General features: G+C 59.2%; 16 protein-coding genes, 3 tRNA genes and 3 pseudogenes (1 of these 22 cut by a window edge). 9 read left to right on the top strand and 13 right to left on the bottom strand.

What is annotated here, in order from left to right; all coding sequences use genetic code 11:
- The first annotated feature begins 28 nt into the window (after nt 1-28).
- Nucleotides 29-295, top strand: a complete 267-nt coding sequence (locus HB630_RS14890; RefSeq protein ID WP_213773018.1) for a hypothetical protein — start codon at nt 29-31, stop codon at nt 293-295.
- Nucleotides 237-1,400: pseudogene (locus HB630_RS14885) on the top strand (recombinase family protein); the annotation flags it as partial. The gene HB630_RS14890 and the pseudogene HB630_RS14885, both read left to right, overlap by 59 nt.
- Nucleotides 1,401-1,544: 144 nt before the next feature.
- On the opposite strand, the gene HB630_RS28775 reads toward HB630_RS14885, so the two are convergent.
- The 7 genes and pseudogenes from HB630_RS28775 to HB630_RS28385 form a co-directional block, all read right to left on the bottom strand.
- Nucleotides 1,545-1,727, bottom strand: coding sequence for a hypothetical protein (locus HB630_RS28775; protein ID WP_346656092.1), 183 nt, complete (start codon nt 1,725-1,727; stop codon nt 1,545-1,547).
- Between the two features lie 196 nt (nt 1,728-1,923).
- Nucleotides 1,924-2,000, bottom strand: a tRNA-Met gene (locus HB630_RS14880).
- Nucleotides 2,001-2,078: 78 nt separating this feature from the next.
- Complete coding sequence (locus HB630_RS14875) at nt 2,079-3,635, bottom strand: ABC transporter substrate-binding protein (protein WP_213773282.1); 1,557 nt, start codon at nt 3,633-3,635, stop codon at nt 2,079-2,081.
- Nucleotides 3,636-3,793: 158 nt separating this feature from the next.
- A pseudogene (locus tag HB630_RS28770) lies at nt 3,794-4,002 on the bottom strand (IS21-like element helper ATPase IstB); the annotation flags it as partial.
- A 168-nt stretch (nt 4,003-4,170) separates the two neighbouring features.
- A complete protein-coding gene (locus HB630_RS14870) occupies nt 4,171-4,638 on the bottom strand; it encodes a PepSY domain-containing protein (RefSeq protein WP_249780863.1) in 468 nt (155 codons plus the stop codon).
- A 9-nt stretch (nt 4,639-4,647) separates the two neighbouring features.
- Entirely contained in the window at nt 4,648-5,835 is a 1,188-nt protein-coding gene (locus tag HB630_RS28390) for a TonB-dependent receptor (RefSeq protein ID WP_346656102.1), read from the bottom strand.
- A 551-nt stretch (nt 5,836-6,386) separates the two neighbouring features.
- Nucleotides 6,387-6,974 (bottom strand): annotated as a pseudogene (locus tag HB630_RS28385) (TonB-dependent receptor plug domain-containing protein); the annotation flags it as partial.
- Nucleotides 6,975-7,336: 362 nt separating this feature from the next.
- Here HB630_RS28385 and HB630_RS14860 point away from each other — a divergent pair.
- Nucleotides 7,337-7,525, top strand: coding sequence for a hypothetical protein (locus HB630_RS14860; protein ID WP_213773017.1), 189 nt, complete (start codon nt 7,337-7,339; stop codon nt 7,523-7,525).
- A gap of 21 nt (nt 7,526-7,546) precedes the next feature.
- A complete protein-coding gene (locus HB630_RS14855) occupies nt 7,547-8,320 on the top strand; it encodes a helix-turn-helix transcriptional regulator (RefSeq protein WP_346656091.1) in 774 nt (257 codons plus the stop codon).
- Nucleotides 8,321-8,462: 142 nt separating this feature from the next.
- On the opposite strand, the gene HB630_RS14850 is transcribed toward HB630_RS14855, so the two are convergent.
- From HB630_RS14850 to HB630_RS14840, 3 genes are all read right to left on the bottom strand, one after another.
- Nucleotides 8,463-8,536: transfer RNA gene (locus tag HB630_RS14850), tRNA-Met, on the bottom strand.
- A 342-nt stretch (nt 8,537-8,878) separates the two neighbouring features.
- Nucleotides 8,879-8,955: transfer RNA gene (locus tag HB630_RS14845), tRNA-Met, on the bottom strand.
- Between the two features lie 336 nt (nt 8,956-9,291).
- Nucleotides 9,292-10,053 (bottom strand): SDR family NAD(P)-dependent oxidoreductase, encoded by a 762-nt coding sequence (locus HB630_RS14840; protein ID WP_213773016.1) that lies wholly within the window; start codon nt 10,051-10,053, stop codon nt 9,292-9,294.
- Nucleotides 10,054-10,199: 146 nt separating this feature from the next.
- On the opposite strand from HB630_RS14840, the gene HB630_RS14835 reads away from it, so the two are divergent.
- Nucleotides 10,200-10,982: an SDR family oxidoreductase gene (locus HB630_RS14835; protein WP_213773015.1), complete on the top strand. Its 783-nt coding sequence runs from the start codon at nt 10,200-10,202 to the stop codon at nt 10,980-10,982.
- A 195-nt stretch (nt 10,983-11,177) separates the two neighbouring features.
- On the opposite strand, the gene HB630_RS14830 is transcribed toward HB630_RS14835, so the two are convergent.
- Complete coding sequence (locus HB630_RS14830; protein WP_213773014.1) at nt 11,178-11,591, bottom strand: DUF3775 domain-containing protein; 414 nt, start codon at nt 11,589-11,591, stop codon at nt 11,178-11,180.
- A 269-nt stretch (nt 11,592-11,860) separates the two neighbouring features.
- On the opposite strand from HB630_RS14830, the gene HB630_RS14825 reads away from it, so the two are divergent.
- The 3 genes from HB630_RS14825 to HB630_RS14815 all read left to right on the top strand — a co-directional run bounded on the left by HB630_RS14825 (nt 11,861) and on the right by HB630_RS14815 (nt 14,513).
- Nucleotides 11,861-12,718, top strand: coding sequence for an MBL fold metallo-hydrolase (locus tag HB630_RS14825; protein WP_213773013.1), 858 nt, complete (start codon nt 11,861-11,863; stop codon nt 12,716-12,718).
- Between the two features lie 105 nt (nt 12,719-12,823).
- Nucleotides 12,824-13,672, top strand: a complete 849-nt coding sequence (locus HB630_RS14820; RefSeq protein ID WP_213773012.1) for a fumarylacetoacetate hydrolase family protein — start codon at nt 12,824-12,826, stop codon at nt 13,670-13,672.
- 223 nt (nt 13,673-13,895) lie between these two features.
- Nucleotides 13,896-14,513 (top strand): glutathione S-transferase family protein, encoded by a 618-nt coding sequence (locus HB630_RS14815; protein ID WP_213773011.1) that lies wholly within the window; start codon nt 13,896-13,898, stop codon nt 14,511-14,513.
- A 159-nt stretch (nt 14,514-14,672) separates the two neighbouring features.
- Here HB630_RS14815 and HB630_RS14810 read toward each other — a convergent pair whose 3' ends face one another.
- The gene (locus tag HB630_RS14810) at nt 14,673-15,215 is read right to left on the bottom strand and encodes a methylated-DNA--[protein]-cysteine S-methyltransferase (RefSeq protein WP_213773010.1); all 543 of its coding nucleotides are present in this window, start codon (nt 15,213-15,215) and stop codon (nt 14,673-14,675) included.
- A 114-nt stretch (nt 15,216-15,329) separates the two neighbouring features.
- Here HB630_RS14810 and HB630_RS14805 point away from each other — a divergent pair, with 114 nt between their 5' ends.
- Nucleotides 15,330-16,151: an alpha/beta hydrolase gene (locus HB630_RS14805; RefSeq protein ID WP_213773009.1), complete on the top strand. Its 822-nt coding sequence runs from the start codon at nt 15,330-15,332 to the stop codon at nt 16,149-16,151.
- A gap of 269 nt (nt 16,152-16,420) precedes the next feature.
- Here the strand turns inward: HB630_RS14805 and HB630_RS14800 are convergent, their stop codons facing one another.
- A protein-coding gene (locus HB630_RS14800; protein ID WP_213773008.1) for a hypothetical protein crosses the window boundary here: on the bottom strand, nt 16,421-16,480 show its 3' end. 528 nt of this gene lie beyond the right edge of the window; only the last 60 of its 588 coding nucleotides appear in the window; the start codon falls outside the window, past its right edge — the gene reads right to left on this strand; the stop codon is at nt 16,421-16,423.

Here is a 16,480-nt window from a genome sequence, read left to right as displayed (position 1 = left end):
AAGACGCCGGCTCTATCCGGAGCCTGGCGTGGAGTTTTTGTTGTTGTTGATCATACTGTTGATGCTCGGGATTATCACGGCGCAACCGACGGTCAATGGCATGACGATAAAAGGCGCTGCTGTTCAAAAGCGCAAAGGTATCGCCCGGCGCAGCGAACCGGAACTGACGCTTGCGCCCGAGGGCGGCAGCGCGCCCGATCCACGCCTTGTCGAATTCGTGCGACTTCTGGCTCGCCATGCGGCGCGGCAGTGGTACGATCAAGCCGAGAAGGAGCAAGGTTCGAAACGCTCCTGATTCCACCGGAGGCCGTTTCATGAAGGTCGCGCTTTACGCCCGCTACTCCAGTGACAACCAACGCGACGCATCGATCGCGGACCAGTTCCGCGTCTGCCGTGCCTATGCCGAAAAGCAGGGTTGGCGAATCGTTGAGGAATATTCCGACCACGCGATTTCGGGTGCGTCACTGCTGCGCGCCGGTGTCCAAGCGCTTATTGCCGACGCCTTGCGCGGGCGGTTTCAGATAGTCCTGGCGGAGGCGATGGATCGCCTCTCTCGCGACCAGGAAGACATCGCCGGCGTGTTCAAGCGCATGGCCTATGCCAACGTAAAGATCGTTACCCTGTCCGAGGGAGAGGTTACGCATCTGCATGTCGGCCTCAAGGGCACGATGAACGCGCTCTTTCTGAAGGACCTCGCCGACAAGACGCGCCGCGGGCTGCGTGGCCGTGTCGAGCTTGGCAAGTCGGGCGGCGGAAATTCTTATGGCTATGACGTCGTCAAGCAATTCCAGACAAATGGCGAGCCGATCCGCGGCGACCGCGTGATTAATTCTGAGCAAGCCGAAGTGGTTCGCCGCATCTTTCGCGACTATGTCGTTGGCAAATCGGCGAAGCGGATCGCTGCCGAGCTTAACAAGGATGGTATCCCGGCGCCTGGCGGTGGCGATTGGGGCTTCAGCACCATCAACGGCAACGCCAAGCGCGCCAATGGTATCCTGAACAACGAAATGTATATCGGCCGGATCGTCTGGAACCGGCAGCGGTTCATCAAGGACCCCGAGACCGGCAAGCGCCAGGCGCGGCCCAATCCAGCGGCCGATTGGATCATTCAAGATGTGCCGGAGTTGCGCATCATCGACGATGAACTCTGGAACACCACAAAGGCACGACAAGCTGCCGTCAAGACCAAACGTGGTGACGATGGGAGCAAGGTCCAAAACAGCTTCCGCGACCGTCGGCGTCCGAAATACATATTTTCGGGGTTGATAAAGTGCGCATGCTGCGGTGGCGGATACGCCATGATCTCGGCTGACCTAATCGGCTGCTCAACGGCAAGGAACAAGGGGACTTGCGAGAATCGGAAGAGCATCCCGCGCGACCGGCTGGAGACACGCGTGCTGAACGCACTACGATATCATCTGATGGACCCTGCGCTGTTCAAGGAGTTCTGCGACGAGTTCACGCGCGAGATGAACCGCCTTCGGATGGAAGGCTCGGCGTCGATCGAGGCGGCGCGGTCGGAAGTGAAACGGATCGATCGCGAGCTAGATAAACTGCTCGATCTGATCCTCAAGGGCGGAGCGGCGGACAGAATTAACGCCAAGATGGTCCAGCTTGAGGGCCGGAAAGCCGAGCTTGAGCAGCAGCTCGCCGAGGCAGAGGTGCCACCGCCCCTTCTTCATCCCGAGATGGCGACGTTCTACCGCGAACAGGTCGGCGCCCTTCACGAAGCGCTACAGGACGATACCGAGGCAACCCGGCTAAAGGCCGGCGAGATTCTGCGTTCCCTCGTGAAGGCGATCATCCTCACGCCCGAGGCCGGCGAATTGAAGATCGACGTCAGGGGCGATCTGGCTGGAATCTTGGCGATTTCTCTCAAAACGAAAACCCCAGCCACTGGGGCTGGGGTTTCGCAAGTTGAGATGGTTGCGGGGATAGGATTTGAACCTATGACCTTCAGGTTATGAGCCTGACGAGCTACCGGGCTACTCCATTCCGCGATAAACCGTGCAAGCCTTTCGGTGAACACGACCGAAGCCGGCCAACGCCTTTGGGCGTCGACCGATCCCGGACGCGCCTCATTCCTTCCACGCATCCCTGAAGCCGTCATTGACGCCGATCGCGGTGGAAACCAGGTTCTTGACGTTGCAGCGGTAGATCGTCGTGAAGTCCATCTCGAGCTGCCATAACACCGGCACCTCGTCGGCCAGAAGTTGCTGCACCTTGGTGTAGAGCTCTTGCCGGGCTGCATCGGACGGCGCTATCGACGCATCGGCGAAGAGCTTGTCTACCTCGGGATTCACGTAGCCACCCTGGTTGCCGAAAGGGTTTCCCTTGACGATGTTGGTTGAGATGTAGCTTCGCGCGACCCCAATCGCAGGATCGCCGAGTTGATAGAGATAATTGAAGGTCAGGTCGAATTCGCCATTGCTGGCTTTCTGAGTCCAGCCCGGCACGTCGGTTGTTTCGATGTCGATGTTGATGCCGGCTTCGGTCAGGTTTTGCTTGACCGCCTCGGCCCAGCGATTCCAGACCTCGCCATACGGGAGAGCCAGCAGTTTTATCGGCTCACCCTTGTAACCGGAGGCCTTGATAAGCTCCTTTGCCTTGGCGACATCGTAGGTATATTTCGGCACATCCGCCGAATAGAACCTGGTCTTGGATGAGATCGGCCCGGTTGCTATTTTTCCCAACCCGCTCCAGACGACATCCTTAGCCAAATCGCGATCGAGCGCGAACATCATCCCCTGGCGGAACTGCTTGTTAGCGAGCGGTCCGCCGCGCGCGATATTCGGCGTCAGCCACGCATGAGGCGCAAACATCTCCCAGCCCTTGGTGGTCGCGCAGCTGTTGGGCAACTTCGACAGGCGGGCGATGTCGTAAATATCGACTGAGCCGCCGGTCAGTACATCGATCTTGCCGGTTTCATAGGCAATCGCGCGAGAGGAGGCATCCGGGATGATCTCCCAATAGATCTCATCGAGATACGGCTTGCCCTTCTGCCAATAATCAGGATTTTTGACGAGCCGGATGTACGAACCTTTTTTCCACTCCGCGAACTTGAACGGCCCCGTCCCGATCGGAGTATTATTCATCGGGTTGGTGCGATAATCCGTCCCTTCATAGATATGCTTGGGAACGATCGGCGCACTCGCCACCTCCTGGGATAGCAGCAACGGACCGAATGGCTGCTTCAACGTGATCCTCACGGTCAGATCGTCGACCTTCTCGATTTTATCCACTTGCCCGTTCACGATCGGACGCCAGCGCGGATGCACTTCACGAAGAAACTTGTCGAGTGAAAAAACTACGTCATCGGCGGAAAACGGCTTTCCGTCATGCCAGGTCACACCCTCTTGCAGCTTGAAGGTGTAAACTTTCCCGTCCGCGGATGTTTCCCAGCTTTTGGCAAGCGATGGCTGCGGATTCAGCTTCTCATCGTAGCGCAGCAGCGACTCATAGATATTGCCCGCGACCATGTTAGTCGGGCCGTTCTGGTTCAAGCCCTGCATCAGCATCGGAGGCTCTGGCGTGAGTGCGACGTACACGGTTCCGCCCGGCTTGGGACTTTGCGCCGAAGCCGCCGAAAGTCCGATCACACCGATGAGAATTGCGGTCGCAACTGATTTTTTCATAAAATGCCCCGTGAACGAGATTCGATGGCCGTTTGACGGTCGAGTGTAGTCACAGGATGCATGTCTTGTGCCGGATTTATCCTGTTCACGGCATCTGATTAAATGCCGACAAACCCGGCATCTCAGATGCCTCGATCGATAATTTTTGGATGTGGTCGTCAACCGGCGTTCAAATTTGCCCCCTCACCGGCGTCCAATTTTGACCTCTCTGCGCGACGAGTTTTGCTGGTAGCGCCCGTCTCGTCGGAGCCGGCAGGGGTTGCGGAGACGGGATAAGCGCGGTTATGTGATCGTCGTCGCGGCTTTTGAATCACCAGCTGTCGTTATCGGTCTCGACGATGTCGCAGCGGTGGGTCAACCGGTCGAGGTTCAAGAGATGAGATGGGACGTCACCGTCTCGCAAGATCCTTAAATATCATTAGATCAAGTTCGTAGATTTTCAAAACAGGCGCGCCCCACGATCTTCTTGGCCATGTTGCACCCATAGCGTATAGAACGCAGCGCCCGAAATTAGCGCGACCACAAAGAAGCGCCATTAGTCCCAGGAACAATTCGCCCGTAAGGCCCGCAACCAGGCCCGGTGCAGGCTGAGCATGACTTCAAGGAACCAATCATCTTCGCTAAACAATTTCGATTGCCTCAGCCCCTCACCCGTATGGGCATCGAATTTGATCCAATGCGACAAACTTCGGTCTGCGACACAGGCGGCCCAGGACGACGCCATGTAAACCATGATCCGGGGCTCGTCATCATCGATAAATATCGATCCGATGACCTGTCCTGGATAAAGCCTGCGTGCAGTCTTGGCGACACTGTCAAGGCTGACAATCGGTGCCCCCTCGGGCACCGAAGCATAAGGTGGATCGTGATCTAACCAAGACCCGATTTCATCCCGGAATACAAGCGGAAGCCCCGTAACACAAAGCAGCAGGAGGAAAGCGGTGCATACGAGGCTTGACCACTTATGCACCCAGAACCAGCGCCGAACTGCAAGACGGGACATATATGGGAGTTACCACTTATACCTGAGGGTGGCCAAGACTTGGCGGCGTAATCCATACCAACAGTTGGCGTCCTGACACCATGTCACATAGGTCTTGTCGAACAGGTTCGTTGCGTTGACTTGCAGGAAATAACCCTTGAACTGAGGCTCGAGCGCAGAAAAGTCATAGTGCATGGCCGCGTCGAACAGCGTTACTGCAGGTACGTCCAGGACGGTCGGGCCGGTGAGATTCCCTGGGGTATCGCCAACATAGCGCACGCCACCGGCCACGCCGAAACCATCAAGCCGGCCACCGTGGAATGTATAATCCGCCCAGAGCGACGCCGAGTTCATCGGAATGCCGACTGCGCGTCGTCCGGCCTCAAAGGCCACATTGCTCCGGGTAATGACGTCGTCAATGTAAGTGTAGGATGCCAACAGCGATAGGCTACGGTCGATCTGGGTCTTGCCCTCCAATTCAAGGCCCCGCGAACGGATTTCGCCGGTCTGGACACTAAAATTGGGATGCGCAGGATTGGGATCTGGTGTCAGCACATTCTGCTGTAACAGATTGAAGATCGCCATCGTATACAGCGACTTCTCGTTCGGCTGATACTTGATGCCGGCCTCCTCCTGTTGGCCGGTTGTCGGCACAAAGGGACTACCGCCGAAAGCGACGCCGGTCTGCGGCTGGAAGGATTCCGTATACTGAATATACGGTGCGATGCCGCTATCGAACTTGTAGAGCAATGCACCGCGCTTCGTCACCGCATCGTTCGACAATTGCGTGGTCGTTGCAGCGCCTGTCGCAAGCGCCGTGGTTTGTGTGGTCGAATCCGCCCGGTCCCAACGGACGCCAAGCAACGCAACCCAATGGTCGAACTTAATCTGGTCCTGCGCATAGAGGCCGATCTGATTAAAATTCTGATTGGCTGCCGACGTAGCTACCATTGGGACGGGCGTATTGTAGTTAGGATTTGTGATGCTGATTGTGGGAACTGCGAAGCCGGCCGGTGCGCCGCCCGAGGTGTAGTCTAACGTGTCGTTTTGGTAATCGACGCCGAACAAGGTGGTATGCGTGAAGGGACCAGCTGCGAATTTCGCTTCGGCCTGATTGTCGAGAGTGAATGCGCGTCCTCTATCGTTTTCAAAGAAGGCCGATCTCGCCAAGCTGTTCGGATCGGTCGCTGAAACGCCAGTCGGGAAAACCGTCGAAATCGTACTGGTTTCGTCGCTGTATCGAAGGTTTGCCTGACAGTCCAGACATTGTCGAAATGGTGCTCGGCCACATAGCCGATCTGTCCCAACTCACGACTCATCTGGTCCTGGCTGGGCACGCCAGGATAGAAGCTAGTGGGAATGAACTGGCCATTCGCTAGTGGAGACAGCGTTCCGTAGCCCTTCGCTGGCAGCGTGTTGTAGAAGCCGGCCTTCGGGTCGTTCTGGTAGGTCCCAAGAAAGGTGATTGTCGTATCATTGTCGGGGCGCCACGTGAGAGACGGCGCGATTGAGACGCGCTCGTATCGCGTAAAGTCTACTTGGCTGCCCACATCGAACCCGGATGCGGTGAAACGGTAGAGCCATTCCTTATTCTGATCAATCGGTCCACTCAGGTCCACGCCGCCCTGGATACGTCCGTAGCTGCCGGTCGACAGGAACATCTCGTGATACGGATCCTCCGTCGGGCGCTTGCTGACCATGTCGAGCAGACCGCCGGGCGATGCTTGACCGTAGAGCACTGAGGCCGGACCATGTAGAACCTCGACGCGTTCGAGATTGTATGGTTCGATAATCGGATAGGCGAAACCGAGGTTGAACAGTTTCATTCCATCCAGATACTGATCGGCCAGAAAGCCGCGCACGTAGATATTATTGAAACGCATATCGGCGCCGGCCTGCTCAGCCGTGACGCCCGGCACGTATCGCACCGCCTGAGAAATGCTTTGTGCGCCCTGCGCCTGTATCTGGTCTTGCGTCACGACGGAAATCGCCGCCGGGGTTTCGACCAACGGGGTATCGGTCTTGGTGCCGGTGCCGCTTCGTGTCGCGACATAACCTTCGACATGTCCCCAAGCCGACTCGGCCCGCCGCGTCCCGGCGCCAGGCCCGGCCGACGGTGATGCAGTGTCGCTGTACCCCTGAGAGGTATGCGCGTTTCGGGCCGCGACCCTGCTATGGCTTGTTGCTTGAACGACCTTAGGCTTGGCTCGTTTTACTTTCGGGGCATCTACCGTCACCGGAGGCAGCGTCTGCGCAGTCTGGGCGTGAGCTGCGGTGTTTATGTGATTTGAAGCGATTAGGACGAGGCCGCTTGAGACACCGAGCCACGCAGCCTTCTTAAAAGTCTTATTGGACATCCGAAATTCCCATTCCCATCGGCAGTGATCAGCGCTGCCGCCCGGAACGCTTTGCAGCGTCTCCATCGGAATTGCATCGGACGCACGGTTTGAAAGTGTCTAAAATGAGCGATCGGGAAACGAGGTGTTGTTCGGGGACAACAAAACTGGCCCAGTCTCGATAGCTATCGACCTGATCAAATAAGACGTTCTACAGAAAGATAGCGGCCATCGGACGATCAACATCTCTTTCCGGAAATGCAAAGATCGATATCTACGGGCGCAGATGCAATTTGAATACTGACCCCAACATCCCATCCGGCGCCCTCCCTGATGTACCGCGTTAGCGCGGCGTCTGACGGATGATCCGTTGCCGGGAACCTATGGCAGCACTATTCCCGCGCGGCAAACTTGCCGCGAGTGGCGACGTTGCGAGAAAGTATCTCGATTTGGTTGTCATTGCGGAATGGTCTGTGTTGCTTGCGCGGACAGGCTGCCCTGTGCAAAGTCATGCGTTCATCAAGCTAGGACAAAAACCAATGGTGATGCGTCCTGTCGCCGATGTTGGGTAGACTTATTATCTGGGTAGGCCGGTGGTTGGAGCAGTTGATATTCGCAGAGTGGAGCACACCCCGCGGCCTGTCATTGCGTTTGGCCACCTTTTTCGAAATGGGTTTCTGATTCAGTGGCATCAACATAGGCGCGGACAACTGATTGTTGGGGCGACCGGATTGATCGTGCTCTCGACTTCTAGGGGCACATGGGTAATGCCACCGCAGCGAGGCATGTGGATACCACCAGCGACCATTCATCAGGTGCAGATGGTAAGGGACGTCTTTTTGCTCAGCCTTTACGTCGAACCGGACGCAATCGAGGGTATGCCGAGCGATTGCCAGGTTGTGAGCATCTCCCCCTTCTTGCGCACCCTTATTAAAGAAGCGGCGGAACTGCCTCTCGAATACGAGCTTGCAGGGCGCTCGGGCGCGTTGATGGAGTTGGTTCAACATGAGATGCGCCAATCGCCGGTACTACCGCCGTCGCTGCATTTTCCAACGGAAGGACGCCTTTCGGAGCTTTGTCGTCAGTTTGTGGAGCGACCGAACATCCACGAGACGGTGGATTCATGGGCCGCGGCGCTCGGCATGAGCCGCCGATCTTTCACTCGGCTGTTCACGCGTGAAACCGGAACAAGTTTCATGGCTTGGCGTCAGCAGGCTTGCTTGATGTGTGCGATGCCACGCTTGGCCGCAGGGGAGCCCGTTGCCACGGTTGCATGTGAGCTTGGTTATGAGAGCCCGGCGGCCTTCACTCTGATGTTCCGGCGCGCTTTCGGCAGTCCTCCCCTCGCTTATCTGGGGCTCCGCTGATCGGCTCATTTCAGTATCTATGAGGCAACGCTCTTGTTGAGATATTAACCAGCCGGACCCGGCTTACCCTGGAAATGGGTAGCAAGGAGGGACTCGAATCCTGGCTCTCAAGGCTACCCTCCGTCAAGCTTCTGCAGATTGATTGCGGGAGCCGGATTTGAACCAGCGACCTCAAGGTTATGAGCCTTGCGAGCTACCAGGCTGTTCCATCCCGCGGCCCGAGAGGTGACCGATATGCTCGCCTCTCTCTAAAGTTGTAAGATAATAATTTTGCACGTATTGGCTGCACCTGCGGTTGCGCCAATTTGGCCGTAACTCACAACTGACAGCGTGAATTCTTCCAACGAGACCTTCGGGGGGCGCATTGGGGTTGGAATCTGCCCGAAACGAAGCCCGCTTTGTGCCTTGGAGTTTTTTGTAACGGCTGCCAAACGACTGCGGAATCCGCCTAACTGATTGGGAGAAAAAGGGTTTTTCAGACACTGTCTGGAAAGGGCTTGTAAGGCATGAAAAAGCCCGCCAGAGGCGGGCCAATCCACTGATATTGCTATCAAATCTTGGTTGCGGGGATAGGATTTGAACCTATGACCTTCAGGTTATGAGCCTGACGAGCTACCGGGCTGCTCCACCCCGCGATAAACTGTTTCGTGCCTTCCAAAGCCGGAGCCGAAATGAACCGCCCACGCCCGAAGGCGCCGATCAATCCCGTCCCGAGACTTCCTGAGAAGGCAACCCGGGCGAACGCCCCTGGGTCGCGAGGTATGTATCAACGCATGGGCGCTTTGGAAAGGGCCGAAACACCATTTTCCGGGATTTTATGACAGGCAGACTACAGGAAATCGGGCCAAAAGGATCGCTTTGATCGAAGTTCCGCAAAAGTTCGCACAGGCCGCGCAAGGACACTGGATTGCCTCGTCGCGGAGCCCGTCATCGGGCGGCGCCTTGCAATGGCAGGCGGAGAAATCCCTGCGTCACGTCAGCAAGAACCCGCCATCGATGGTCACGACGCTGCCGGTCATGTAGCGCGAGGCATTTGACGCCAACAGCAGGATCGCGCCGTCGAGGTCGGACTCGGCGCCGACGCGGCGCTGCGGAATCCGTTTCGCCAGCCGTTCGCCGGCCGGCGTCGACCAGAACTCGTGATTGATGTCGGTGTCGATATAGCCGGGCGCCAGCGCGTTGACGCGGATATTGTTGGCGGCGAGCTCCAGCGCCATCGCCTTGGTGGCCTGCAGCAGCCCGGCCTTGGAAATCGCATAGGGCGAAACAGATTTCATCACGCCTAAGCCGAGCACGGAAGCGACATTGACGATGTTGCCTTGCCGCCTTTGCGCAATCATCCGCCGCGCCACCTCCGTCGTGACGAAATATGCACCCTTGAGGTTGGCATTGATCACGGCGTCGAAATCGGCCTCGGTCTGATCGACCGCGAGCTTTTCCACCGCGATGCCGGCGTTGTTGATGAGCACGCTGATGGGCCCAAGCGCGGCCTCGGCGCTGTCGATCGCTTTGCTGATCGATGCCGTATCGGTTACGTCCATCTCGACCGCGGCAGCGCGGCCGCCGCGCCCGCGGATTTCCTGTTCCAGGCTTTGCAATTTGGCGGTCTGGCGCGCCGCCAGCACCACGGCGGCGCCGTGTGCGGACAGCACCCGCGCGAACTGCCTGCCCAGCCCCTGCGAGGCGCCGGTGACCAGAACGACCTCCTGGCTGACGTCGAATAGGTCTGGCATGACGAACCTCCCGGAGATACCAACATCGTGATAGTCGCGATTTTCGCGATCGCAAATTGTTGGGAATCCCTTATCACGGCCGCCCGACTTGGCTAAAGTGGGAGACCGGACTATCGCAAATCATCCGACGTAACGGGAGTGAGACTGTGGATCTTGGAATCAAAGGCCGCCGCGCCATCGTATGCGCATCCAGCAAGGGCTTGGGACGGGCCTGCGCCATCGCGCTTGCCGCCGAAGGCGTGCATGTCACGTTGACCGCGCGCGGCGCCGAGGCGCTGGCGAAAACCGCCGCAGAAATCCGCAAGAGCTATCCCGGCGTTACCGTGACGGAAGTCGCGGGCGACATCACCACGCCGGCCGGCCGCGAAGCGGCGCTGAAGGCCTGTCCGGATCCGGATATCCTGATCAACAATGCCGGCGGCCCGCCGCCCGGCGATTTCCGCAACTGGACCCGCGACGACTGGATCAAGGCGATCGACGCCAACATGCTGACGCCGATCGAGCTGATCAAGGCGACGGTGGACGGCATGATGGGGCGCAAGTTCGGCCGCATCGTCAACATCACGTCCGCCGCGGTGAAAGCGCCGATCGAAATCCTCGGCCTCTCCAACGGCGCGCGTGCCGGCCTCACCGGCTTTGTCGCCGGCCTTTCGCGCAAGACGGTGATCAACAATGTCACCATCAACGGCCTGTTGCCGGGCCCGTTCGAAACCGATCGCCTGCTTGGCACGGCGAAGGGCGAAGCCGACAAGCGCGGCATTACGCCGGACCAGGTGCTCGCTGAACGCGCCAAGCTTAACCCGGCCGGCCGCTTCGGCGATCCCGAGGAATTCGGCCTGGCCTGCGCCTTCCTGTGCGGCGCCAAGGCCGGCTTCATCACCGGCCAGAACATCCTGCTCGACGGCGGCGCCTATCCGGGCACGCTCTGAACGAAAGTAAAAAGAAGACCCTCGCCCGGATCGCTTCGGCGCTCCCGGCGAGGGATTACAGGCCGGATACAGCCGTAGAGCATGATCGGTTCCGATTGAATCAGAACCGAAACTGTAGGTTGTTGTTTTGATGCGTTTTCTTCACGCGAACCGGCATCCACTTCGCTCGAAAACGCTCTAATCCCCCAAGCGGCCCTACTGGATCGGCGTGGTCCGCTCGTCGCTCCAGGACAGGCCGAACGCGTCGAGCCCCTCGGCCAGAAAATCGCCCAGCATCGGCTCGCCCAACAGATAATCCGCGGTGCGGCCATTGCGGCCGTCCGCCGCTTCCCGGCGCAGATCCGTCCAATCCTCGATGGTGCCGTCGCCACGGCCGAGCCGCATCAGAGCGACGAGATCGATCTGCTCGTCCTCGGTCAGCGCGTTGATGAAGCCCGTGATCTCGCGCACCACCGGGTCCCGCCCGTTATCCTCGAGCACATCGATCATGCCGTCATCGGCGCCGTTCGATCCGGAATCCGGATCGGAAACCCCTTCCTTGACGTCGAATTCCCGCGCCTTCTCGATCAGAAAGCCGACTTTCTCCGACGAAATCCCGAGTTCTGGCATCGCACGCTCCTTGTCTGGCACCCCGATAACGCCCGGTGTTGCGAGATGATCCATTGCACAGAAAAGCGGAAAACAGCATCCTTTGCCACCAGAGCGGGATGACTTTTCTTCGAATCGTCATCCAGCTCCAACGTTCTGTTTGAGCATGATCTTCCTGCGCAAAGGCGTTCGGCGTTGGTCGCGAGGGAAAACCGGTTTCCACTTTGCGCTAACGCGGCCCTCCGGGTTCGGATCATGCTCTGGAAAATCAGCACCGAAGGAAGCGCCGGATGCACTGGACGATCGGCAGGGTCAAAATCACCAAAATCGTCGAACTGGAGACCGTCGGCAGCACCCGATTCATCCTGCCCCTGGCCGGCAACGAGGAAATCCAGAAATTGCCCTGGCTCATCCCGCATTTCGCCACCGGCGAAGGCCGCCTCAAGATGTCGATCCATTCGCTGGTGGTCGAGACGCCGTCGCGCCGCATCGTGGTCGATACCGGACTTGGCAACGACAAGGAAGGCCGCAAGGTGCCGGGCTGGAATCATCGCAACGGGCCTTTCCTCGACCGGCTCACGGCTGCCGGCTTTCCCGCTGACAGCATCGACACCGTGCTATGCACGCATCTGCACGTTGACCATGTCGGCTGGAATACGAAACTGGCCGGCGGCCGATGGGTGCCGACCTTCCCCAACGCGCGCTACGTTTTCGGCAAGACCGAATATGAGCACTGGCGCGACCACAGCGACGAGCCCGACAAGCGCGCCATCTTCAACGATTCCGTGAAGCCGGTCGCCGATGCCGGCAAGGTCGACCTCGTCGCCAGCGATGCCAGAATCTGTGATGAAATCACCCTGATATCGACCCCCGGCCACAGCCCGGGACATCTGAGCCTGCACATCGCATCGGACGGCGAGGAGGGGCTGCTGACCGGCGATGCCGCCCATCATCCCTGCCAGATGGCGCATCTGGACTGGTCGTCGACCGCGGATTCCGATCCCCTGCAATCGGCGGTGACGCGGCGCGAATTATTCGCCCGTTTTGCCGACACGCCGACGCTGGTGATCGGGGGCCATTTTGACGCCGGCCATATCAGGCGGGATGGCGATGCCTTTAAATTTGATGCCTTTAAATTTATCGGCTGACAGGCCCGAACGGCAGCCCCGGCAGTTGAATTTCGCCCCGCGCTGTTCCATGAAGCGTGTCAGGCGAGGAAAACCCCAAGAAAACCCTCAAAGGGAGTGACTGAAATGAAGCTTGTTCGTTACGGTGCGTTGGGTGCGGAAAAGCCCGGCCTGGTCGATAAATCCGGCCAATTGCGCGATCTCTCGGCGCATGTGAAGGACCTCGACGGCGCGGCCTATGCGCCGGCCTCGCTGGCCAAGCTCGCCGCCCTCGACCCCTCCAAGCTTCCCGCCGTCGACGGCAAACCGCGGCTCGGCGCGCCGGTCTCCGGTATCTCCAAATTCGTCGCGATCGGCCTGAATTACGTCGACCACGCCAAGGAAACCGGCAACCCGATTCCGCCGGAGCCGATCTTCTTCCTGAAGGCCAATACCAGCCTTTGCGGCCCGAACGACGCCGTGGAGAAGCCGCGCGGCTCGACCAAACTCGACTGGGAAGTCGAGATCGCCGCCATCATCGGCACCCGCGCCAAATATGTTTCCGAAGCCGACGCGCTCAATCATGTCGCCGGCTATTGCGTCTGCAACGACGTGTCGGAGCGCAACTTCCAGATGGAACGTGGTGGCACCTGGACCAAGGGTAAGTCGCACGACACCTTCGGGCCGGTCGGCCCTTGGCTGGTGACCAGAGATGAAATTCCGGACGTGCAGAAGCTTTCGATGTGGCTCGACGTCAACGGCAAGCGCTGCCAGACCGGATCGACCTCGACCATGATCTTTTCCATGGCCAAGTGCATTTCCTATGTCTCGCAATTCCTGACATTGCTGCCCGGCGACATCATCACCACGGGCACGCCGCCCGGCGTCGGCATCGGCATGAAACCGCCGAAATTCCTCAATGTCGGCGATGTCGTCACGCTCGGCATCGAGGGACTGGGCGAGCAGCGCCAGGAGATCATCGAAGCGCAAGCGTGAGCCTGCGCATCATCCCTGCAACTCCCGCTTTGGCCAGACCAACGCGCGAAACGCATGTTGGCGCTGGACATCCCCGGCACCAGGCTCCCCGGCCTCCACGTCCTTCCGCCGATCAGGCTTTTAGGACGTGGATGTCCGGGACGGGGCAAGCGGAAGTGGCGCCGCCCTGCGGACGGCCATGACCGCATCCGGCCAAGTCAGAAAATTTCAGGAAGCGCTTCGAATGAAACTCACCTTTTCCCCGGCCTCGCCATTCGCCCGCAAGGTGCGCATTGCCGCGATCGAACTCGGCCTGATCGACAAAATCGAATTCGTGCCGACGACCGTGGCGCCGGGCCAGCCCAACGAGCCATATTCGCACGACATCAACCCGCTGAAGAAACTGCCGGTGCTGTTGCTCGACAATGGCGACATCATCCTCGATTCCTACGTGATCGTTGAATATCTCGACGAGCTCGCCGGCGGGGGAAAACTCATTCCGGCATCCGGCCCGGCGCGATGGAAGGTCAAGAGCGACCATTCGCTGCTGCAGGGCATGCTGGATTCGATGCTGCTCTGCCGCTACGAAAATATCGTGCGACCACAGCCGCTGCGCTGGCAGGCATGGTCGGACGATCACTGGCACCGGGCATGGCTGGGCATGGCGCATTTTGAAGCGCAACCGGACGTCCTGTCACGGACGTTCGACATCGCACAGATCGGCCTTGTTTGCGTGCTGGATTACGCCGATTTCCGCTTTCCCGATTGCGGCTGGCGCAAGGCCTACCCAAAACTCGACGCTTTCCACCAGAAGATGCTGGAGCGGCCTTCGGTGAACATCTCGTTGCCGCCGCCGGCCTAAAGCGGCTTTGAGCGAAAGCCTGTCCCGGACTTGATCCGGGATGGATTCCGGTTCGCGTGAAAAAACGCGTCACGACAACAATCCAGAGCGTCGGTTCTGATTCAATCAGAACCGATCATGCTAGGTCCGGGACAACCCTTCGCTCAGAAGTGCTATCGCTTAATCGAACAGGCTCGGCGTGTAATTGACGACGGCGCCTTCGATCTCGAGCATCTTGAGTTTTGTCACCACGCCGCCATTGGCGGAAAATCCGCCGGGCTTGTCGCCGGCGGCAAGCACGCGATGGCAGGGCACTACGATCGGACAGGGGTTGCGCCCGAGCGCCTGGCCGACGTCGCGCGATAATTCCACGCCGCCGAGCCGCTTGGCTATATCGCCATAGGTCATGGTCTTGCCCGGCGGGATGGTGCGCGCGATGTCGTAGACGCCGCGGTGAAACTCGGGAACCTCGGCGAGGTCGAGCACGACATCTTTGAGATCGTTGGGTTTGCCGGAAAGCAGTTCCGCCATGCCGTCGATCGCGCCTTGCACTTCTGCCGGCGGCGCGGCTTCGGCGATGTCACCGTAACGCTGGAGGATACGGCCGCGAGTCTTGTCCTCGCTTCCCATCGGCAGTTGCACCGCGCTGATACCGCGCTCTCCCCACACGACGCCGCAGCGGCCGATCGCGCTATCGAAAATCGCAAAGCGGAAATTGCTCATTGGCTGGCCCGGCTCTTGTTTGCCTGCGAATCTAGGTACGAAAGCGGTTGCGGTCCACCCGAATTCCGGGGCAATTTGCCGGACAATCACCCATCATTTGGCGCGGCCCTTCTCATGCAGACCCTTCACGTCAACGGATACGACATGGCCTATCTCGACATCGGCCAGGGTCTGCCGCTGGTTTGCGTGCATGGTTCGCTGTGCGATTTCCGGATCTGGTCATGCATATTCGGGCCGCTGTCGATGCGACATCGCGTGATCGCGGTGAGCCTGCGGCATTTCTTTCCCGAACATTGGGACGGCGTCGGCGACACCTATTCGATCGCTCAGCATGTCGACGACGTGATCGCCTTCATCGAGGGGCTGGATGCGGGGCCCGTTCACCTGATGGGCCATTCGCGCGGCGGCCACGTCTCGTTCCGGGTGGCGCAGCGGCGGCCTGATTTGCTGCGCCGATTGATCCTCGCCGAGCCCGGCGGAGAACTCGACGCCACGCTCGATCCGGCATTCAAGCCCGGTCCCTCGCCGCTCGCAGCGCGGATTGCGGCGTCGGCCGAGATCATCGGCAACGGCGACATCGAGGGAGGCCTGACGCTTTTCATCGATGCGCTGGAAGGCCCCGGAGCCTGGAAACGACTGCCGGCAGCGGCAAAACAGCTCTTGCGCGACAACGCGACGACCTTGATCGGGCAGACCCGCGACCAGCGCCCGCCCTTTTCCAGGGCCGATGCGGAGGCGATCAAGGTCCCCACGCTGTTCATCGGCGGCGCCAACACCAAAGGCGCACTGCCGCAAGTGCTGCATGCGCTGGCGGCGCATGTCCCGGATTCACGGACCGCGATGATTCCGGGCGCGACCCATCCGATGTTCGAACAGGCCCCGCAGAGATATTGCGAGAGCGTGCTGGAGTTCCTTGCCTACGATCTGGAGAAGTGAGAACCGGTTTTCCCTCGCCACAAAGGCGGAACGCGTTTGCGCTGGAAGATCATGTTCAAACAGACAGACGAGATCACGGTCCGGTTCGATCGAATCGGATCGTGATCCAGAGCTTCCGTTCTGATTGAATCAGAACCGAAGCTCTGGATTGTTGTTTTAACGCGTTTTCTTCACGCCAACCGGCATCCACTTCGCTCAAAAACGCTCCAACGGCCGGACTGCGGCACCCGGGCCCTCCACGAAAAACGCGGAAGACGGGGCCCTTCTGCTTACTGATCGCCACCGCCCATCGAAGCCGCGAGCTGATCGTAATATTTCGACACGAGGTC

Origin of the sequence: Bradyrhizobium sp. dw_78, from assembly GCF_018449525.1 — a bacterium.
Lineage (GTDB): Bacteria > Pseudomonadota > Alphaproteobacteria > Rhizobiales > Xanthobacteraceae > Bradyrhizobium.
The sequence above is the reverse complement of the archived record's forward strand: the minus strand, read 5'-3'. Positions and strand labels throughout refer to the sequence as shown.